Origin of the sequence: Pseudomonas sp. 10-1B, from assembly GCF_000935045.1 — a bacterium.
Taxonomy (GTDB): domain Bacteria; phylum Pseudomonadota; class Gammaproteobacteria; order Pseudomonadales; family Pseudomonadaceae; genus Aquipseudomonas.
On record NZ_JYKS01000031.1, the window covers coordinates 42,835 to 60,802 of the forward strand.

The 17,968-nt window shown below is 63.2% G+C and carries 18 protein-coding genes and 1 pseudogene; 6 read left to right on the forward strand and 13 right to left on the reverse strand.

Annotated elements, in window-relative coordinates; genetic code table 11:
• Positions 1 to 147: 147 nt before the first annotated feature.
• Together TZ03_RS17245 and TZ03_RS17250 are read right to left on the reverse strand one after the other, a co-directional pair.
• Positions 148 to 1,713, reverse strand: a complete 1,566-nt coding sequence (locus TZ03_RS17245; RefSeq protein WP_051099418.1) for a methyl-accepting chemotaxis protein — start codon at positions 1,711 to 1,713, stop codon at positions 148 to 150.
• Positions 1,714 to 1,841: 128 nt separating this feature from the next.
• Entirely contained in the window at positions 1,842 to 2,735 is an 894-nt protein-coding gene (locus TZ03_RS17250) for a LysR family transcriptional regulator (protein WP_051099419.1), read from the reverse strand.
• 225 nt (positions 2,736 to 2,960) lie between these two features.
• On the opposite strand from TZ03_RS17250, the gene speB reads away from it, so the two are divergent.
• Together speB and TZ03_RS17260 are read left to right on the forward strand one after the other, a co-directional pair.
• Positions 2,961 to 3,911: an agmatinase gene (gene speB / locus TZ03_RS17255; RefSeq protein ID WP_051099420.1), complete on the forward strand. Its 951-nt coding sequence runs from the start codon at positions 2,961 to 2,963 to the stop codon at positions 3,909 to 3,911.
• A 266-nt stretch (positions 3,912 to 4,177) separates the two neighbouring features.
• Positions 4,178 to 5,557, forward strand: coding sequence for a sodium:solute symporter (locus TZ03_RS17260; RefSeq protein WP_051099421.1), 1,380 nt, complete (start codon positions 4,178 to 4,180; stop codon positions 5,555 to 5,557).
• Between the two features lie 178 nt (positions 5,558 to 5,735).
• Here TZ03_RS17260 and TZ03_RS31755 read toward each other — a convergent pair whose 3' ends face one another.
• Together TZ03_RS31755 and ptrR are read right to left on the reverse strand one after the other, a co-directional pair.
• Positions 5,736 to 5,864 carry a PA1414 family protein gene (locus TZ03_RS31755; protein ID WP_009683677.1) on the reverse strand — a complete coding sequence of 43 codons (129 nt, stop codon included), beginning with the start codon at positions 5,862 to 5,864 and terminating at the stop codon, positions 5,736 to 5,738.
• Positions 5,865 to 5,988: 124 nt separating this feature from the next.
• A pseudogene (gene ptrR / locus TZ03_RS17265) lies at positions 5,989 to 6,881 on the reverse strand (putrescine utilization regulator PtrR).
• A 107-nt stretch (positions 6,882 to 6,988) separates the two neighbouring features.
• Between ptrR and TZ03_RS17270 the strand changes: the two are divergent.
• Complete coding sequence (locus TZ03_RS17270) at positions 6,989 to 8,155, forward strand: MFS transporter (protein WP_051099422.1); 1,167 nt, start codon at positions 6,989 to 6,991, stop codon at positions 8,153 to 8,155.
• A 65-nt stretch (positions 8,156 to 8,220) separates the two neighbouring features.
• On the opposite strand, the gene TZ03_RS17275 is transcribed toward TZ03_RS17270, so the two are convergent.
• The 4 genes from TZ03_RS17275 to TZ03_RS17290 all read right to left on the reverse strand — a co-directional run bounded on the left by TZ03_RS17275 (position 8,221) and on the right by TZ03_RS17290 (position 10,236).
• Positions 8,221 to 9,147: a DMT family transporter gene (locus TZ03_RS17275; protein WP_051099423.1), complete on the reverse strand. Its 927-nt coding sequence runs from the start codon at positions 9,145 to 9,147 to the stop codon at positions 8,221 to 8,223.
• A 105-nt stretch (positions 9,148 to 9,252) separates the two neighbouring features.
• A complete protein-coding gene (locus TZ03_RS17280; protein ID WP_051099424.1) occupies positions 9,253 to 9,648 on the reverse strand; it encodes a hypothetical protein in 396 nt (131 codons plus the stop codon).
• Positions 9,649 to 9,725: 77 nt separating this feature from the next.
• Positions 9,726 to 9,980, reverse strand: coding sequence for a BrnA antitoxin family protein (locus TZ03_RS17285; RefSeq protein WP_004576871.1), 255 nt, complete (start codon positions 9,978 to 9,980; stop codon positions 9,726 to 9,728).
• Positions 9,958 to 10,236 (reverse strand): BrnT family toxin, encoded by a 279-nt coding sequence (locus TZ03_RS17290; protein ID WP_051099425.1) that lies wholly within the window; start codon positions 10,234 to 10,236, stop codon positions 9,958 to 9,960. Before TZ03_RS17290 ends, TZ03_RS17285 begins: the two co-directional genes overlap by 23 nt.
• 215 nt (positions 10,237 to 10,451) lie before the next feature.
• Here TZ03_RS17290 and TZ03_RS17295 point away from each other — a divergent pair, with 215 nt between their 5' ends.
• Complete coding sequence (locus TZ03_RS17295; protein ID WP_051099426.1) at positions 10,452 to 10,724, forward strand: hypothetical protein; 273 nt, start codon at positions 10,452 to 10,454, stop codon at positions 10,722 to 10,724.
• 209 nt (positions 10,725 to 10,933) lie between these two features.
• Here TZ03_RS17295 and TZ03_RS17300 read toward each other — a convergent pair whose 3' ends face one another.
• Positions 10,934 to 12,256, reverse strand: coding sequence for a DEAD/DEAH box helicase (locus TZ03_RS17300; protein ID WP_051099427.1), 1,323 nt, complete (start codon positions 12,254 to 12,256; stop codon positions 10,934 to 10,936).
• Positions 12,257 to 12,399: 143 nt separating this feature from the next.
• Between TZ03_RS17300 and TZ03_RS17305 the strand changes: the two genes are divergently transcribed.
• Positions 12,400 to 13,701, forward strand: a complete 1,302-nt coding sequence (locus TZ03_RS17305) for a mechanosensitive ion channel family protein (protein WP_051099428.1) — start codon at positions 12,400 to 12,402, stop codon at positions 13,699 to 13,701.
• A 168-nt stretch (positions 13,702 to 13,869) separates the two neighbouring features.
• On the opposite strand, the gene TZ03_RS17310 is transcribed toward TZ03_RS17305, so the two are convergent.
• From TZ03_RS17310 to TZ03_RS17325, 4 genes are all read right to left on the reverse strand, one after another.
• On the reverse strand, positions 13,870 to 14,805 hold the full coding sequence (locus TZ03_RS17310; RefSeq protein WP_051099429.1) for an AEC family transporter: 936 nt from the start codon (positions 14,803 to 14,805) through the stop codon (positions 13,870 to 13,872).
• A gap of 1 nt (position 14,806) precedes the next feature.
• Positions 14,807 to 15,682, reverse strand: a complete 876-nt coding sequence (locus TZ03_RS17315) for a carboxylate/amino acid/amine transporter (protein WP_051099430.1) — start codon at positions 15,680 to 15,682, stop codon at positions 14,807 to 14,809.
• 285 nt (positions 15,683 to 15,967) lie between these two features.
• Complete coding sequence (locus TZ03_RS17320; protein WP_051099431.1) at positions 15,968 to 16,567, reverse strand: FMN-dependent NADH-azoreductase; 600 nt, start codon at positions 16,565 to 16,567, stop codon at positions 15,968 to 15,970.
• Between the two features lie 107 nt (positions 16,568 to 16,674).
• Entirely contained in the window at positions 16,675 to 16,989 is a 315-nt protein-coding gene (locus tag TZ03_RS17325) for a hypothetical protein (protein ID WP_012051530.1), read from the reverse strand.
• A 47-nt stretch (positions 16,990 to 17,036) separates the two neighbouring features.
• Between TZ03_RS17325 and TZ03_RS17330 the strand changes: the two genes are divergently transcribed.
• Complete coding sequence (locus tag TZ03_RS17330; RefSeq protein ID WP_051099432.1) at positions 17,037 to 17,960, forward strand: LysR family transcriptional regulator; 924 nt, start codon at positions 17,037 to 17,039, stop codon at positions 17,958 to 17,960.
• Positions 17,961 to 17,968: the final 8 nt, after the last annotated feature.

A 17,968-nucleotide genomic window follows, 5' to 3' on the forward strand; every position in this document is an offset into this window, starting at 1 on the left:
CCACAGAACCGGGGCCCGCTTTGCGGGCCCTGTAGGAGTGGGCTTGCCCGCGAACACGGGCAAAGCCCGTGCCAGCCTCCGCGTTGCCTGCTTCGCGGGCAAGCCCGCTCCTACAAGCGATTGGGCCGCAAGGCGGCCCCCGCGATTTCAGCGGTTGAACCGCTCCGCCAGGCTATGCAGGTACTCCGCCATACGCTCCAGGTCCTGGCTGATTTCCGCCCCCTGCCTGGCCTGCCCGGCACTCTGATCGCACAGATGGGCAATCCTCACGATCTGCTGGTTGATGTCCTCGGCCACATGGCTCTGTTGCTCCGACGCCGTCGCCATCTGCTGGCTCATGCCCGTGATGCGGCTGACCGCCTGGGCAATCCCGCTCAACGCCGCCTGCACTGCCTCGACACTGTGCACGCTGTCCCGCGAGATCTGCTCGCCACGGCTGGCGGTGCTCACCGCGCGCTCGGCCCCTGCACGCAACGACGCGATAATCTGGTGGATCTCCTCAGTCGAGGCGCGGGTGCGCTGGGCCAGCGAACGCACTTCGTCGGCCACCACGGCAAAGCCGCGCCCCTGCTCGCCGGCGCGCGCCGCTTCAATGGCGGCGTTGAGCGCCAGCAGGTTGGTCTGCTCGGCAATCGAGGTGATCACATCCACCACGCTGCCAATCGACTGCGTCTGCTCGGCCAGGGCATTGACCGCCTGGCCGATGTCATTGACCGCATCGTTCATGCTGCCCATGGCTTTCAGGCTCTTGAGGGCCAGCTCACTGCCTTGCTGCGCCAGCTGGTCGGCGTCGCCCGCCGCATGCGCCGTGCTCTGCACGTTGTGGGTGACCTGCTGAATGGTCGCGGCCATCTGCGCGATGGCCGTGGCGGACTGGTCGGTCTCGTTGCGCTGGCGGTCGAGCATCTGCGCCTGGGCATCGGACAGGTCGGACGACTGCGCCGCCCGCGACTTCACCCCGACCCCAGCGTCCACCAGACGAGTCAGGGCCGTTTGCAGGCGCGCCTCCTCACTAATGATGGCCAGGTCGAGCTGGCCCTGCAGGCCCGGGTTGTCGCTGTAGGTCAGCGCCACCAGCGGACTGGTGAAGGCCTTGGGGTGCTCGGCCAGCGTGCGACGAATGGCCTGGTTCTGCCGGTGTTCGACCAGATACCAGGCCAGCAGCAGGCTGGCCATCAGCACCCCGAGCGCCGCGTAAGGCGGCAGCCACAGGTAACCCGCTGCCGATAGCAGGCCTGCACCGAGCAGCGGCCAGCCGTGGCTCAGGCCATGCCCTAACCGAGCCACCCACGGTACCGGCGCGCGGCCGCCGCGCAAGCGTGCGTACAACGCCTCGGCGCGGTGGATCTGCTCGCGCGTGGGCACCGAGCGCACCGACTCATAGCCACTGATGCGGCCCTGTTCGTAGATCGCCGTGACATAGGCGCTGACCCAGTAGTAGTCACCGTTTTTCGCCCGGTTCTTGATCACGCCCATCCATGGTTTGCCTTGCTTGATGGTCTCCCACATATGGCCGAACACCGCTGGCGGCATATCCGGGTGGCGCACCAGGTTGTGGGGTTGGCCGACCAGCTCGTCGTAGGTGAACCCGCTGATCGCCACAAAGGCGTCGTTGCAGTAGGTGATGCGGCTGTTGAGGTCCGTGGTGGAAATCAGGCGTTGATCGCTGGAGAAGGTTCTTTCGTGCTCAGTGACGGGCAAATTCATGCGCATCTGGGCGATCCTTGGGGCTGGAAAGGAAGAGTAATCAACAACGCATGATTGATATGTAGCAGAACGCCATTAGGCTGGCGGCCCCACAACGACAAAAATTTAACGCCTGCCGACAGCCTGCATTTCCTTCAGCCGACATTGAGCTGGCTTTTCAACAGGTCGCGGAAGGTCTGGATCAATGGCTCGCGGCTTCGCCCACGACGAATGATCAGCGAAAACGGTGCCTGGTAGCCAAAGGTGGAAGGCGACAGTACGCGCAAGTCCCCCTTGTCGACCCAGGCCTGCGCATAGTGCTCGGGCAGGTAGCCGATATAGGCCCCGGAAAGAATCAAGATCAACTGCGCCTCCATGCTCTCCACCGTCGCCGCGCTGTGCTTGAAGCCATGCCGGGCCAGTTCGGCCTGGCTCCAGTAACCGCGCCCGACCATGCGCTGCTGGGTCACCACCTGCTCGGGGATGCGCCGCTCGCCATACAACGGGTGGCGGCTGCTGCAGTACAGCCAGTGCTGTTCTCGGTACAACGGCTGGTAGAGCAGGCCGCTCATGCGTGAGGAAAACGCGCCGATGGCCAGGTCCAGGCGGTTGTCCTGCACGCCCAGTTGCAGCTCGTACGGGCTGGACACCGACAAGTGCAGGTGTACTGCCGGGTGTTCCTGGCTGTAGGCACCGATGGCCTCGGCCAGCGGCAAGGCCCGGTCACCGACCGTGGAGTCGATCACGCCCAGGTTGAGAGTGCCGCGCAACTCGCCCTTGAGGGCCGCGGCATATTGCTCGAAGCCATCCAGTTCGGCCAGCAGGCGCAAGGTTTCCTGGTGGAACAGCTCGCCCTTGCTGGTCAGGCTGAAACCGCCCCGGCCACGGTGACACAGCACGATACCCAGGGCGCCTTCCAGCTGGCTCATATAGGTGCTGATGGCCGAGGTCGACAGGTTCAACTCGCGCTGGGCATTGGCGAAGCCCTGGTGGCGCACCACACTGACGAAGATGCGCAGCAGTTTCAGGTCGGGCAGGGTCGAGGCCATGGTGCAACGGTTCCGCAACGGTATTTGCGCGCAGTCTAACCGCTCCTTCAGCCTTTAGTTCAGAAAATCATGAACTAAGTTTTTGCCGGTAGCGATTCTTCCCCGGCACTACCTTCAGCAGACTTGGCCGAAATGTCCCTGCCCGCCGGCAGTACCACACTTGAAAGGCGCGCGGCGGCACAGGTTCGAACAAACAGAACAATCGACCGACTGATGAGGCCCACCGTGGACAAGATCCTCCACCAACCACTGGGCGGCAACGAAATGCCGCGTTTCGGCGGCATCGCCACCATGCTCCGTCTTCCCCACCTGCAAAGCGCCGAAGGCCTGGATGCTGCCTTCATCGGCGTGCCCCTGGACATCGGTACATCGCTGCGCTCCGGCACCCGCTTCGGCCCACGGCAGATCCGCGCCGAATCGGTGATGATCCGCCCGTACAACATGGCCACCGGGGCTGCACCGTTCGACTCGCTGTCGGTGGCCGACATCGGTGACGTGGCGATCAACACCTTCAACCTGCTGGACGCCGTGCGCATCATCGAAGAAGCGTATGACGAGATCCTCGAGCACAACATCATCCCGCTGACGCTGGGTGGCGACCACACCATCACCCTGCCGATCCTTCGTGCGCTGCACAAGAAGCACGGCAAGATCGGCCTGGTGCACATCGACGCCCACGCCGACGTCAACGACCACATGTTCGGCGAGAAGATCGCCCACGGCACCACCTTCCGCCGCGCCGTGGAAGAAGGCCTGCTCGATTGCGACCGCGTGGTGCAGATCGGCCTGCGCGCCCAGGGCTACACCGCCGACGACTTCAACTGGAGCCGCCGCCAGGGCTTTCGCGTGGTCCAGGCCGAAGAATGCTGGCACAAATCGCTGGCGCCATTGATGGCCGAAGTGCGGGAAAAGGTCGGCGGCGGCCCAGTTTACCTGTCGTTCGACATCGACGGCATCGACCCGGCCTGGGCGCCTGGCACTGGCACCCCGGAAATCGGCGGCTTGACCACCATCCAGGCGATGGAGATCATTCGCGGCTGCCACGGCCTGGACCTGATCGGCTGTGACCTCGTCGAAGTCTCCCCGCCTTACGACACCACCGGCAATACCTCGCTGCTTGGCGCCAACCTGCTGTTCGAGATGCTTTGCGTGCTGCCAGGTGTAGTGCGCCGCTGAGCGGCTGCAACATCTCCCCCTGTGGGAGCGGGCGAGCCCGCGAAGGGGCCAGCACTGACAACATCTGTGCATGGCAAGGGCTGCGCCCTTGTTCGCGGGCACGCCCGCTCCCACAGGGGTTAAGTGCAAGTCTCTAGAAAGTACCACGGCAGGAGCCATGCGGGAGGGCCACTGAGGCCCGCCAACACACGACAAGACCGCCGGGCGCCGTGAACCCCGCCCGCGTGGTCGATCTCGCCATAATAAAGATAATCGGGAGACCCCCAATGGCCTTGGACATCATTGTTGTAATGATCTACACCGCCGGCATGCTCGGGCTTGGCTGGTATGGCATGCGGCGCGCGAAAACCCATGAGGACTATCTGGTGGCCGGGCGCAACCTCGGCCCGGTCCTGTACATGGGTACCATGGCCACCACCGTGCTCGGTGGCGCGTCCACCGTCGGCACCGTGCGCCTGGGCTATGTCCACGGCATCTCCGGTTTCTGGCTGTGCGCGGCCCTGGGCCTGGGCATCATCGCCATCAACCTGTTCCTGGCCAAACCGTTGCTGCGCCTGCGCATCTTCACCGTGACCCAGGTGCTGGAGCAGCGCTACAACCCGACCGCACGCCAGGCCAGCGCCGTAATCATGCTGGCTTACGCGCTGATGATCGGCGTCACCTCGACCCTGGCCATGGCCACCGTATTGCAGGTGCTGCTGGACCTGCCGTTCTGGGCCTCGCTGCTGCTCGGCGGCGGTGTGGTGGTGCTGTACTCCACCATTGGCGGCATGTGGTCGCTGACCCTGACCGACATCGTCCAGTTCGTGATCAAGACCGTCGGCCTGATGTTCATCCTGCTGCCGGTGTGCCTGTACAAGGCCGGTGGCTGGGACACCCTGGTGGCCAAGCTGCCGGCGGCCAGCTTCCAGCTGACCACCATCGGCTGGGACACCATCATCACCTACTTCCTGATCTACTTCTTCGGCATCCTCATCGGCCAGGACATCTGGCAGCGGGTGTTCACTGCCCGTGACGAGAAGGTTTGCCAACGTGCCGGTACCACCGCTGGTGTGTACTGCGTGCTGTACGGCCTGGCCTGCGCTGCGATCGGCATGGCCGCACACGTGCTGATGCCCGACCTGGCCAACCCGAACAATGCCTTTGCCGAGATGATCAAGACCACCCTGCCCGATGGCATCCGTGGCCTGCTGATGGCAGCGGCCCTGGCGGCGATGATGTCCACCGCCAGTGCCGGCCTGCTGGCCGCGTCCACCACCGTGACCGAAGACCTGCTGCCCAAGCTGCGCGGTGGCAAGCAATCGAGCCTGGGTATCAGCCGTCTGTTCACCCTGCTCACCGGGCTGGTGGTGCTGGGTATCGCGCTGATGGTGAACGATGTGATCAACGCCCTGACCCTGGCCTACAACCTGCTGGTCGGCGGCATGCTGATCCCGCTGATCGGGGCGATTTTCTGGAAGCGCGCGACCACCGCCGGGGCCATCGCCAGCATGTCGCTGGGCTTTGCCACCGCGCTGCTGTTCATGTTCAAGGATGGTCTGGAGGCTAACACGCCGATCTATTACAGCCTGGCGGTTGGGCTGGTGAGCTTTGTGGTGGTAAGCCTGATGTCGCGTAAATCGGCGGCTGCGGTGAAGCTGGCCTGATAGAGCTCGGCCGCCTGTACTGGCCTCTTCGCGGGCAAGCCCGCTCCTACAATGGAATACGCCCCCTGTAGGAGCGGGCTTGCCCGCGAAGAGGCCAGTACAGGCAACAGATTTTCTTCAGACACAAAAAGGCCGCTGTATCCATCCAGATACAGCGGCCTTTGTCCTTATCAGCGACTCAGCGACGACGCGGTTGGCGTTTGCGCTGCTCTTCATCAGTCGGGATCGGCACCGGCTGCAAGGGTGGTGGAATCAGCCCCAGGGCGACAGCCAGGTCGTGGAGCCAGTTGGACAGTGGTTTATTCATAGTGCCCCCTTGACGGGTCAGCCTCACGGCGAATCAATCCTGCGATGCTTCATACAGATCATAGCCCGATGTCCTGTATTACGCATGCCTCTACTCTTACAGATAAGGGCCATTTTGACGCGGATCAAGCCGAACCGGCGCATTCCGACGATTGGTTAATCGTTTCGCTTTGTTGCAGGTCGATCCACGCCTGCAGATTCGCCCCGCGCATGCCCTGGCGCCACATCAACCAGGTGACTGCCTGATCGAACGGCGCCTGCAAGCGATGCACCCGCACCCGGTCGCGCCCGGGCAGGCTGTCGAGCATCGACTGCGCCATCATGGCCACCCCCGCACCAGCGATCACGCAGGCCAGCATGCTCTGGTACGACTCGATCTCCATCACCCGGCCCATGGGCGTATGAGCATGGGCATACCAGGCCTCCAGGCGCATGCGGTACGAGCAGCCCTGGCGGAAGGTGAATACCGCCTTGCCCGCGACATCCTTGGCGCTGTGCACTGCCGGGTGCTCGGGGCTGGTGATCAGTACCAATTGCTCATCGCACAGCGGCACGCCATCCAGGCCGGCCAGGCTCAGTGGCCCATCCACCAAGGCAGCATCCAGGCTGTGGCTGAGCAAGCCTTCGAGCAGCTCGCCACTGGGCGCTGCGCGCACCTGCAGGTTCACTGCCGGGTAAGCCTGGTGATAGCGCGCCAGCAACGCCGGCAAATGGATCGCCGCCGTGCTGTACATGGTCCCCAACACAAAATCGCCGGCCGGCTGGCCGCCCCGCACGGCCGCCAGCGCCTCGTCACGCAAGGCCGCCATGCGGTTGGCGTAGTCCAGCAGCACCTTGCCTGCTGGTGATAGCTGCAAACGCTGGCGCTCGCGCAGGAACAGCTCGACACCCAATTGCTCCTCCAGTTGGCGCAGGCGCGTCGATAGGTTCGACGGCACCCGATGCAGGCGCTCGGCGGCACGGTAATGGACCCCTCCTCGGCAACCGCCTGGAAGATACGCAGTTGGCTGAACTCCACGAGCATTCTCCAAAACAGAACAACTTGATCATCATTATTCAATTTTATTGAAAACTAAAGCGCCCTAACCTGCCAGTCATCGCTTATATCCGCGCAGGAGACCTGTCATGTCGCCACTCATTCAACTGCTGGCCAGCGCCGTGGCGCTGATGATGGCCATGGGCATCGGCCGCTTCGCCCTCACCCCGCAGTTGCCGCAACTGATCGCCGAAGGCCAGTTCGACCTGACGGTCGCCGGGCTGGTCGCAGCAGCCAACTACCTGGGCTATTTCGTCGGTGCGGTGGACGCCATGTTCGCCCGCTCAGCAGGCCAGGTGCGCCTGCGCCTGCAGGGTGGGCTGTGGCTGTGCGTGCTGCTGACCCTGGCCTCATGGGCCGCCGACGGGTTCTGGGGCCACCTGCTGCTGCGCTTTGGCACCGGCGTGGCCAGTGCCTGGGTGCTGGTGATGATCACCAGCCTCAGCCAGCAGTTGGCCACTGCCCACAACCGCCAGCGCCTGGGTGCCTTGGTGTTCGCCGGGCCTGGGCTGGGTATCGCCGTGACCGGCCTGCTGGCACTCATGGCGCACTTGCTGGGGCTGGGCTCGGCGGCGCTGTGGCTGATCTATGCCGTGGCTGCACTGGCGATGCTGCTGGCCGCCCGGCCTTGGCTGCCACAGGCACTGCAAGCGGCACCCGCCCCAGCACGGCACGGTCCCACCCGCAGTGTCGGTATCGGCCGCCTCGGGTTGGTATATGCGCTGTACGGGGTGGGCTACATCCTGCCGGCGACATTCCTGTCACAGATGGCCAACCAGCAGTTCCACGGGCAGTGGCTGGCCGACCTGTTCTGGCCGTCGTTCGGCCTGGCGGCGGCGCTGGGTGTGCTGTTGGTGAGCCTGCGGCGCGGCGGCCGCACCTCGGCCTGGCTGGCCGCTACCCTGTGGCTACAAGGGCTGGGTGTGCTGGCTTGCCTGATGGGCGGGGGTGTCGGGCTGGCGCTGGGCGTGGTGCTGTGCGGCGGGCCGTTCCTGGCCTGTATGCAATTGGTGATGCAGCGCTCGCGGGAGCTGGCGCCGCATGCTACGCAGCGCAATGCCGGGCTGCTGACGGCGTGTTTTGCCCTGGGGCAGTTGAGCGGGCCGCTGCTGGCGGCGCTCAGCAGCCATTACAGCGGTGGGTTGCAGCCGGCGCTGATGGTGGCGGCGGGCGGGTTGGGGGTGGCTGGGGGGTTGGTGCTGATTACCAGCGGAGCACAACAGGTGGGTGCCTGTCAGGCCAGGATTACACCCTGAATTTTGATTGTCTGATCCGGCCTCTTCGCGGGTTCACCCGCGAAGAGGCCGGGCCAGGCAATACATCACCCGACCAACCGCCGCAGTTGCTGCTTCACCCAAGGCTCGGCACTCACCAGGATCACCCCCAGCAGCACCATCAACGCCCCGACCACGAAGTTTACGCTCAGCGGCTCATCCAGCAACAACACACCAAAGGTCACCCCGAACAGCGGGGTGATGAACGAGAATACCGCCAGGTTCGACGCCAGGTACTTGCGCAGCAGCCAGAACCAGGTCAGGTAGCTGATGAACGACACCACAATACCCTGGAACAGCACGCTGCCCATCGCCAGCGGGGTCAGCGACACCGCACCGATCTGCCCGCTGAGCAGGGCAATCAGCAACAGCCCGGCAAAGCCGACCGCCAACTGATAGAACAAGGTCAAGGTCGCCGGCGCTTCCGAAAGCCGCGAGCAACGCACCACCACGGTGGTCGCGCCCCAAGCCAGCCCGGCGATCACGCCAAAGGCGTCGCCCAGCAAGGTACGGCCATCCATGTGCTCGAAAGACATGCCGCCGGCAAAGGCCATGGCAATGCCACCGAAGGCCAGCAGAATTCCCAACCATTGCAGCAGCCGCAAGCGCTCACTGGGCAGCCGGAAATGCAGGCCCAACGCGGTGAATACCGGGGCGGTATAGAGGAACACCGACATATGCGCCGCCGACGTCAGCTTCAGGCCCTCGGCAATGAACAGGAATTCCACGCCGAACAGCCCGCCTGCCACCAACCCGGCGCGCCAGGTGCTGCCGACCTGCTCCCAGCCCCCACGCCAGCACAGCATCAGGCCCACCAGCACGGCAGCGATGCCATTGCGCAGGGCTGCCTGCATCACCGGGGCGATGTCGACTGCAGCGGTCTTGATCAGTACCTGCTGGCAGCCCCAGATCAGGCACAGCGCCAGCATCACCTGGAAGGCGAAGGCGTCAGGGTTCTTGCGGACCGCACTCATGGGCGGGCCTGTGGGGTAGTCATTGGCATGGCAAGGGCTCGGCAGCGTTCAGGAACTACCGATTATCGGTTTTCCATGGCCGCCCTTGCCAGCCTCAAAACGACATCAAGCGATCTGGGCCTTCGCCGACACCTGCTCGAAAGTGGTCTCATCCAGCGCATCTTCCTGCTCATCCAGCACCTGGCGCGGGTGCTCGAAGCCGGGGATGCTGCTGTCGATCAGGCTCATCAGGCGCGAACCACGTTCGGTCAGCACGAAATTTTCGCCATTGCCGCCGTCTTCTTCGGCTCGGCTTTCGATGAAGCCGCGCTCGAACAGCAGCTTCTCATACTCGCAAGCACGGGTTTTCAGGTGGTCCAGGTCGCCCACCGGATCTCCCTTGGCGGCCAGTGCCGCGGCGTGCTGCTCGGCATAGGGGCGTGGCGTGAAGCTGTGACCGGCGCCGTTCTGCACCTCGTGCAACAAGCGTTCGATCAGGTCCCAGTCGTAGGCGATGCTCATGGCTACGGGCTCCTGCTGTGGACGGAAGGGGTACACAGGTTGGGACCTGCCGGCATTGCCGGGCGTTCCGAAAGATCTCAGCGCTGGCGTTGTTGCGCTTGCATGTACTGCCGCAGCAACTGGTTTATCCGGGTCTGGTAGCCGCTGCCCTGCTCTTTGAACCAGGCTAGGACATCGGAGTCCAGGCGAATGGTCACCGTCTGCTTTGCCGGAACGCGCAGTTCGGCCTGGCGAAAAAAGTCCTGGTCCAGCTCTGGGATATCCGAAGTGTCGATATCCTTGTCGTCCTGTCGAGCCAGGCGGCTCCAGTCAGTTCTCGATGATTTGGTCATAGTGTCTGGCCTCCCGTTTGGTGGCTTTTCTTGCGGAAATGATACGCACCACCTCACCCCGCCTCTCCGTATACACGACGACGCCAATCAGCGCCTTTAGCCATCCGAGGCTGACCCAACGCTCTTCAGCACATCCCACATCCTCATCACGCCGGGTCAGCATGGGATGATTGAACATGTCTGGAACGTCGGCAAAGTCGATGCCGTGCTTGCGGATATTGATCTGGTTTTTCGCTTCGTCCCACTCAAAAAACATAGGACGCCATGTATTTACAGACGTACATACAGTACTCCCTCTTTTCCACCGAGACTAGAGCGATGCAGCACGCTGCTCAATGGCATTTGAGGCAAATGGATACGCTTCAGAAACGGACTACCGTCACAGTGGAAATTATCCACCGGTCGCGAGCCCTGAACTTCCCTGCGCCCACAGCCCTCCACCGCGCATAGCCACCGCTGGAGGTAGAAAGGATGAAACCGCTGCTACCGATTGCCTGCGCCACCGCCCTGTTCTGCGCCCTGCCCGCCTGGGCCTGCACACCGGAAGAAGCGACGCAGAAACGTGAAGAGCTGGCCGGGTTGGTTACCCAGTTGACCGAGCAGAACCCGCAGAAGGCCAAGGAGATCAATGACGAACTTCAGGGGATGGACCTGGGGACGGCGAGCAAGGACTTGCCCGACAAGTGTCAGTTGATTGACAAGCGGATCAAGGAATTGAAGCAGGCGGAAAAGAAGGCTGAATGAAGTGGAGCCGTTGAAAGGCGCACTTTGTGGGAGCGGGCGTGCCCGCGAACACCGGCGCAGCCGGTGCCACCCACCGCGTTGGATTCTTCGCGGGCACGCCCGCTCCCACAGAGGCCGCGTCACGCTTACGAATTGAGTTCTCTGCGCGACAGCGCAGCCCATAGGGCTGGGTGATCTCCCACAAGAACGCGATTGCCTGCAGTATCGCCTTACTCAGCCGCAGGCTTGCGCTTTTTCAGCGGTGCCAGGCCGTCAGCGCTGGCCAGCGGCGCGTTGGCCTTCGGCTTGGCGGTAGGCTTGCGCTTGGCCGCCGTCTTCTTGTCGCCAGACTTCTTCTCGACCTTCTTCTTCTTGCTGCCGGCCGCCTTGCCCGAGGCCTTGACCTTCTTCGGCCCGCTGTAGGCGCCCTTCACTTCCTTGATCACCCGGCGCTCGAACTGCTGCTTGAGGTAGCGCTCGATGCTCGACATCAGGTTCCAGTCGTTGTGGGTGATCAGCGAGATCGCCAAGCCTTCGCCACCGGCACGGCCGGTACGGCCCACACGGTGCACGTACTCGTCGCCGCTGCGCGGCATGTCGAAGTTGATCACCAAGTCCAGGCCGTCGATGTCCAGGCCACGGGCCGCCACATCGGTGGCCACCAGCACCTTGGAGCTGCCCTGCTTGAAGCGCTCGATGGCCAGCTTGCGGTCCTTCTGGTCTTTCTCGCCATGCAGCACGAAAGCCTTCACGTCCTTGGCCACCAGGTGGCCATAGATGCGGTCGGCCAGGGCGCGGGTATTGGTGAAGATGATCGCCTTGTCGAAGGTCTCGTTGGCCAACAGCCACTGCACGATCTGCTCTTTGTGCTGGTCGTGGTCAGCGGTGATGATCTGCTGGCGGGTGCCTTCGGCCAGCTGCGAGACGCTGTTGAGCATCAGGTGCTCAGGGTCTTTGAGCACCTTGCCGATGATGTCGCGCAGGGCCGCGCCACCGGTGGTGGCGGAGAACAGCAAGGTTTGCTGGCGGTTCTCGCATTCCTTGCACAGGCGCTCCATGTCTTCGGCGAAGCCCATATCGAGCATGCGGTCGGCTTCGTCGAGGATCAGCACCTGCACGTGGGACAGGTCGAGGTTACCGGCATTGAGTTGCTCCAGCAGGCGGCCCGGGGTGCCGATCAGCACGTCCGGCACCTTGCGCAGCATGGCGGCCTGCTCCTTGAAGTCTTCGCCACCGGTGACCAGGCCCGACTTGATGTAGGTGAACTGCGAGAACAGTTGCACCTGCTTGAGGGTCTGCTGGGCCAGTTCGCGGGTTGGCAACAGGATCAGCGCACGAATCTCCACGCGGCGCTCGCGCAGGTCGACCAGGCGGTTGAGCAGCGGCAGCACGAAGGCCGCGGTCTTGCCGCTGCCGGTCTGTGCGGTCACACGCAGGTCACGCCCTTGCAGGGCCAGGGGGATGGCCGCGGCCTGCACCGGGGTTGGCTCGACAAAGTTAAGCTCGGCCACGGCTTTAAGCAGGCGTTCATGCAGGGCGAATTGGGAGAACACGGAGGTAACCTCAGGCAAGTGCGGGAAATTCAAGTTGCATAGGGTAACGTTTTCTGTCGCTGGAGCCGAATTTCTTTTGGCAACTTTGCTGCTATCCGCGTTCTAATGGCACTTCGTTTCGCAAAAAGACTGTAAGCAAGCTTATGGATATCCAAAGAATCTGGCGTGACTCCCTCGACCTGTGGGGCACCCTCGACCAACATCCGATACTGCACGCCACCATCGGCCTGGCGGTGCTGCTGCTGATTTCCCTGATCATCGGTCGCCTGGCCCGCTTCCTGGTGCTGCATGGCGCCCGCCTGCTGGCCCGCCAGTCGGCGCTGAAGTGGCTGGACGACCTGCGCCACAACAAAGTGTTCCACCGGCTGGCGCAAACCACGCCATCACTGGTGCTGCAATTTGGTCTGAAACTGGTGCCGGAGCTGTCCGACACCGCCCAGCACTTCCTTGGCAACGTCGCCCTGGCCTTTACCCTGCTGTTCATGACCATGGCGCTGTCGTGCCTGCTGGATGCCCTGCTGGATATCTATGCCCGCACCGAGCACGCCCGCACCCGCTCGATCAAGGGCTACGTGCAACTGGCCAAGATGATGCTGTGGATCTTCGCCTCCATCGTCATCATCGCCACCCTGATCGACCGTTCGCCGCTGTTGCTGCTGTCCGGCCTGGGTGCCATGTCGGCGGTACTGCTGTTGGTGTACAAGGACACCCTGCTGTCGTTCGTCGCCAGCGTGCAGCTGACCAGCAACGATATGCTGCATGTAGGTGACTGGATCGAAATGCCGCAGGTAGGTGCCGATGGCGACGTGGTGGATATCACCCTGCACACGGTCAAGGTGCAGAACTTCGACAAGACCATCGTCTCTGTCCCCACCTGGCGCCTGATGAGCGAGTCGTTCCGCAACTACCGCGGCATGCAGCAGTCCGGTGGCCGACGGATCAAGCGCAGCCTGTTCATTGATGCGGCTGGGGTACGCTTCCTCACCCGCGAAGAAGAGCAGCGCCTGAGCCAGGTGAGCCTGCTTGGCGACTACCTGGCCGGCAAGCGCCAGGAGTTGCAAAACTGGAACGAAGCCTTGGGCCCTGTGGCCGAGCTGTCGGCCAACCGCCGCAAGCTGACCAACATCGGCACCTTCCGCGCATTTGCCCTGGCGTATTTGAAGAACCACCCCAACGTGCACCCGAACATGACGTGCATGGTGCGGCAGATGCAGACCACGGCTGAAGGCGTGCCGCTGGAGATCTACTGCTTCACCACCACTACGGTGTGGGCGGAGTACGAGCGAATCCAGGGGGATATCTTCGATTACTTGCTGGCGGTGTTGCCGGAGTTCGGCTTGAGCTTGTATCAGCAGCCGAGTGGCAATGACATGCGGGCGGGGTTGAGCGGGCGTGTCGCGCAAGAGCCTGTGCCGCGTCGCCTGGAAGAGATGAGCGAGGCTTGAGATTGCCGGGGCTGCTTTGCAGCCCATCGCCGGCAAGCCAGCTCCCACAGGTACTGAGCAGATTTCAATATCTGTGGTGATCCAGTGGGAGCTGGCTTGCCGGCGATAGGGCCAGGACAGGCACCACAAGACTCAAGTCATGTGCAGTACCCGCGAAGAGGCCAGCAGCTACCCCGCATACCCCAGCAGGTACAACAACCCGGTCAAGGTCACCAGCGAAGCCACGGTCGACAACAGGATCGTCCGTGAAATCAGCCCCGCCTCGCGGTTGTAATACTCCGCCAGCATGAACGGCCCGGTGCCGGTCGGCAGTGCCGCCAGCAGCACCGCCGAAGCCGCCCACATGCTCGGCAGGCTGAATACCTTGAACGCCAGCACCCAGGTCAACGCCGGCTGCCCCACCAGTTTCAGCCCCACCAATGGCCATGGGCTGGCCTGTGTACCTGTGCGTTTTTCCGCCAGGAAAGCGCCCAGCGATATCAAGGCGCAAGGCGTGGTGGCCAACGCCAGCATGTCGAGAAAATGCATCACCGGCTCGGCCAACCCCAGGCCAGTCATGGCCCAGCCAGCCCCCGCCAGCGGCGAAATCACCAGCGGGTTCTTCGCCAGCGCCTTGCTCACCACCAGGATGGCGCGGCCGATCTGCCGTTCTTCCTGCAGCCCGACCTCGATCAAGGTCAGCGAAATGGCGAACACCAGGCACACCACGATCAACGACGAAATCAGCGCTGGCTGCAAACCCGCCTGGCCGAACAGCAGCAGGCACAGCGGGATGCCGATGTAGCCGGTATTGGCATACCCCGCACTGAGCCCATCGATGCTCGATGCCACCAGCCCATGGCCGCTGTACAGCCGCCACGCCAGCGTGATCATGAACATGGCCAGGGCACCCGCGCCAAAGGCGACGATAAACCCCGGGTGCCAGATCTCGCTCCAGGTGGCGGTAGCGGTCACCTTGAACAGCAGCGCCGGCAGGCACAGCCAGACCACCATCTTGTTGATCTCGGCGGCGGCCTTGTCACCCAGCTTGTTGGTCTTGCGGCACAGGTAGCCGACCAGGATCAAGGCGAAGATCGGCGCGACGATGACGAAAATGGTGTGCATGTCAGGCCTTGCCGGCCAACGGCGTCTGCGCGCGCCCGCCCAAACGGCTCATCCACACCGACGCCAGGATGATCGCGCCGCCGATGAACAGCCGCCCCAGCGGCTCGTGCTGGTTCCAGATCAGCAGGTTCAGTAGCAACCCTACCGGCACATGCAGGTTGTTCATCACCGCCAGCGTGGCGCCAGAGACCAGGCACGCGCCCTTGTTCCACCAGTACAGGCCCAATGCCGTCGGGCACAGGCCCAGGAACAGCAGCACCAGCCATTGCACATCGGTGCTCGGCAAATGCTGGGCATTGCCGAACAGCAGGAAGGCCGGCAGCACCACCAGCAAGGCGCCGAGGTAGAAGTAGCCGAAACGGGCGTAATGCGGCAGGTCGCTGGGGTTGCGTGCGACCAGGTGACGGTACAGCACCTGGCCGGCGGCGTAGGTGAAATTGGCCAGTTGCAGCAGCAGGAAGCCGATGAAGAACTCGCCGCTGATGCTGTCGAAGCGGATCACCGCGGCACCGGCCACGGCCACCAGGGCGGCCAGCAGCGCCCACGGGTTGAAACGCCGGTTCATGGCGTCTTCGATCAGTGTCACGTGCAGCGGTGTGAGGATGGTGAACAGCAGCACCTCCGGCACCGTGAGTACACGAAAGCTGAGGTACAGGCAGACGTAGGTGATGCCGTACTGCAGCGCACCGATCAGCAGCATCGAGCGCATGAAGCGCGGCTCGACCTGGCGCCAGCGGGTCAGCGGCAGGAACACCAGGCCCGCCAGCACCACGCGTACCAGCACGGCGAAATAACTGTCGACATGCCCGGCCAGGTACTCGCCGATCAGGTTGAAGGAAAACGCCTGGATCAGCGCGACGATTATCAGGTAGCCCATGGTTGCCTCTCGTGGATCAAGGCCGCGACCTTAGCGGGTTGCGGTAAATGAGTTCAACCATGAGGAATGTGGGGGCAGTATTGGCCCTATCGCCGGCAAGCCAGCTCCCACATGTACCCCACAGACTTCAAGGCCTGTGGTGACCCTGTGGGAGCCGGCTTGCCGGCGATAGGGCCGGTACAGGTATCCAATTGATCCCAAGCGAAAAAATGCCCGGCCATAAGGACCGGGCAGATACACCCAAAGGAGCAAAAACAGGTGTCAGGGTTGGGAATTCGTTGACCCTCAGGCCACCGCCGCCAGCTTGGCCTTGGCCTGGTTGATGCCCTTCTCGTGGAACTCGCCGCTCATGTTCAGGCCTTCGGCGTGGATGAAATCCACATCGTGAATACCGATGAAGGCCATCACCTGGCGCAGGTACGGTTCCTGGTGGTCGCTGGTGGCACCGGCATGCAGGCCGCCACGGGCAGTCAGGACGATGGCGCGCTTGCCGGTCAGCAGGCCCTGTGGGCCAGTAGGGGTGTACTTGAAGGTGATGCCGGCGCGCAGTACGTGGTCCAGCCAGGCCTTGAGGGTGCTGGGGATGGTGAAGTTGTACATCGGCGCGGCCATCACCAGCACGTCAGCTGCGAGCAATTCATCAGTCAGTTCGTTGGATCGCGTCAGGGCCTCCAGCTCGGCGGCACTACGCTGTTCTTCCGGCTTCATCCAGCCACCCAGCAGGTTGGCATCCAGGTGCGGCACCGGGTTCACGGCCAAATCGCGTACGGTGACCTGATCAGCCGGGTGGGCGGCCTGCCATTGCTGGATGAAATCACGGGTCAGCTGACGGGAAACGGAATCCTGCTGGCGGGCGCTGCTTTCGATGATCAGTACGCGGGACATGGGTGCCTCCATCGGCAAAAGGGTTGCGATTCGATGGAGGTGAGATTAAGGCTTGACCTATCGATAAAAAAGCGTAAAAAGTGGGTTCAATCAATCGATTTATCAGGTCATTCCGCGCTGCAGTTCAAGGCGATTCGCAGCTTGATGATCTGCCGGTTGAACTTCGCGGTGACATCGACGCTTTTACCTGCAGGCACGTTCACCCGGCGCACCCGCGGTGCCTCCGGGCCGTTGCGGAAGGTCACCTTGCACGCTGCCGGCACTTGCCCATAGTTGTTGAGGGTGATGGCGCCAATGTCGTACGCCGTGTCATAGGCGGTGTAATCGAGCTTGACCCCGGTCAGCTCCTTCTCCACATCGATGGGATAGGCCATGGCCCCGAGGGGCAGGCACATCAGTATTGCCGCACAACATTTCTTCATGGGCGTTCTCCTTGAAAGAGCGCAGCTTAGGACAACAGGAGCGAAAGATGAAAGCGCCGCGCGTAACCCTTGACCAGTGGCGAACCCTGCAAGCAGTGGTCGATCACGGCGGGTTTGCCCAGGCCGCCGAGGCACTGCACCGCTCGCAGTCATCGGTCAGTTACACCGTGGCCCGCATGCAGGAACAACTGGGCGTGCCCCTGCTGCGTATCGACGGCCGCAAGGCAGTGCTGACCGAGGCCGGCAACGTCCTGCTGCGGCGCTCACGTCACCTGGTCAAGCAGGCCAGCCAGCTCGAAGACCTCGCCCACCACATGGAACAGGGCTGGGAGGCCGAAGTGCGCCTGGTGGTCGATGCCGCCTATCCCAGCGCCCGCCTGGTGCGCGCCCTGGCCGCGTTCATGCCGCAAAGCCGCGGTTGCCGGGTGCGCCTGCGCGAAGAGGTGCTGTCTGGGGTCGAAGAAGTGATGCATGAAGGCATCGCCGACCTTGCCATCAGCAGCTACAACATTGGCGGCTACCTGGGCGCCGAACTGAGTGCGGTGGAGTTCGTCGCCGTCGCCCACCCCGAGCACAGCCTGCACCGCCTGGGCCGGGAACTCACCTTCCAGGACCTGGAAAGCCAGTTGCAGGTGGTGATCCGCGACTCCGGCCGCGCCCAGCCGCGCGATGTCGGCTGGCTGGGCGCCGAACAGCGCTGGACCGTCGGCAGCCTGGGCACCGCCGCCACCTTCGTCAGCAGCGGCCTGGGCTTTGCCTGGCTGCCCCGGCACATGATCGAGCGCGAGCTGCGCGAAGGTGTGCTCAAGCCATTGCCGCTGGATCAGGGTGGCAGCCGCCATCCACTGTTCTACCTTTATTCGAGCAAAGAGAAGACCCTGGGCCCGGCCACGCAGATTCTCATCGACCTGCTGCGCAACTTCGACACCGCGCCACTGGACGTGCCCTTCGCAGCCCCCCCACAAGCCTGAGAGGACCG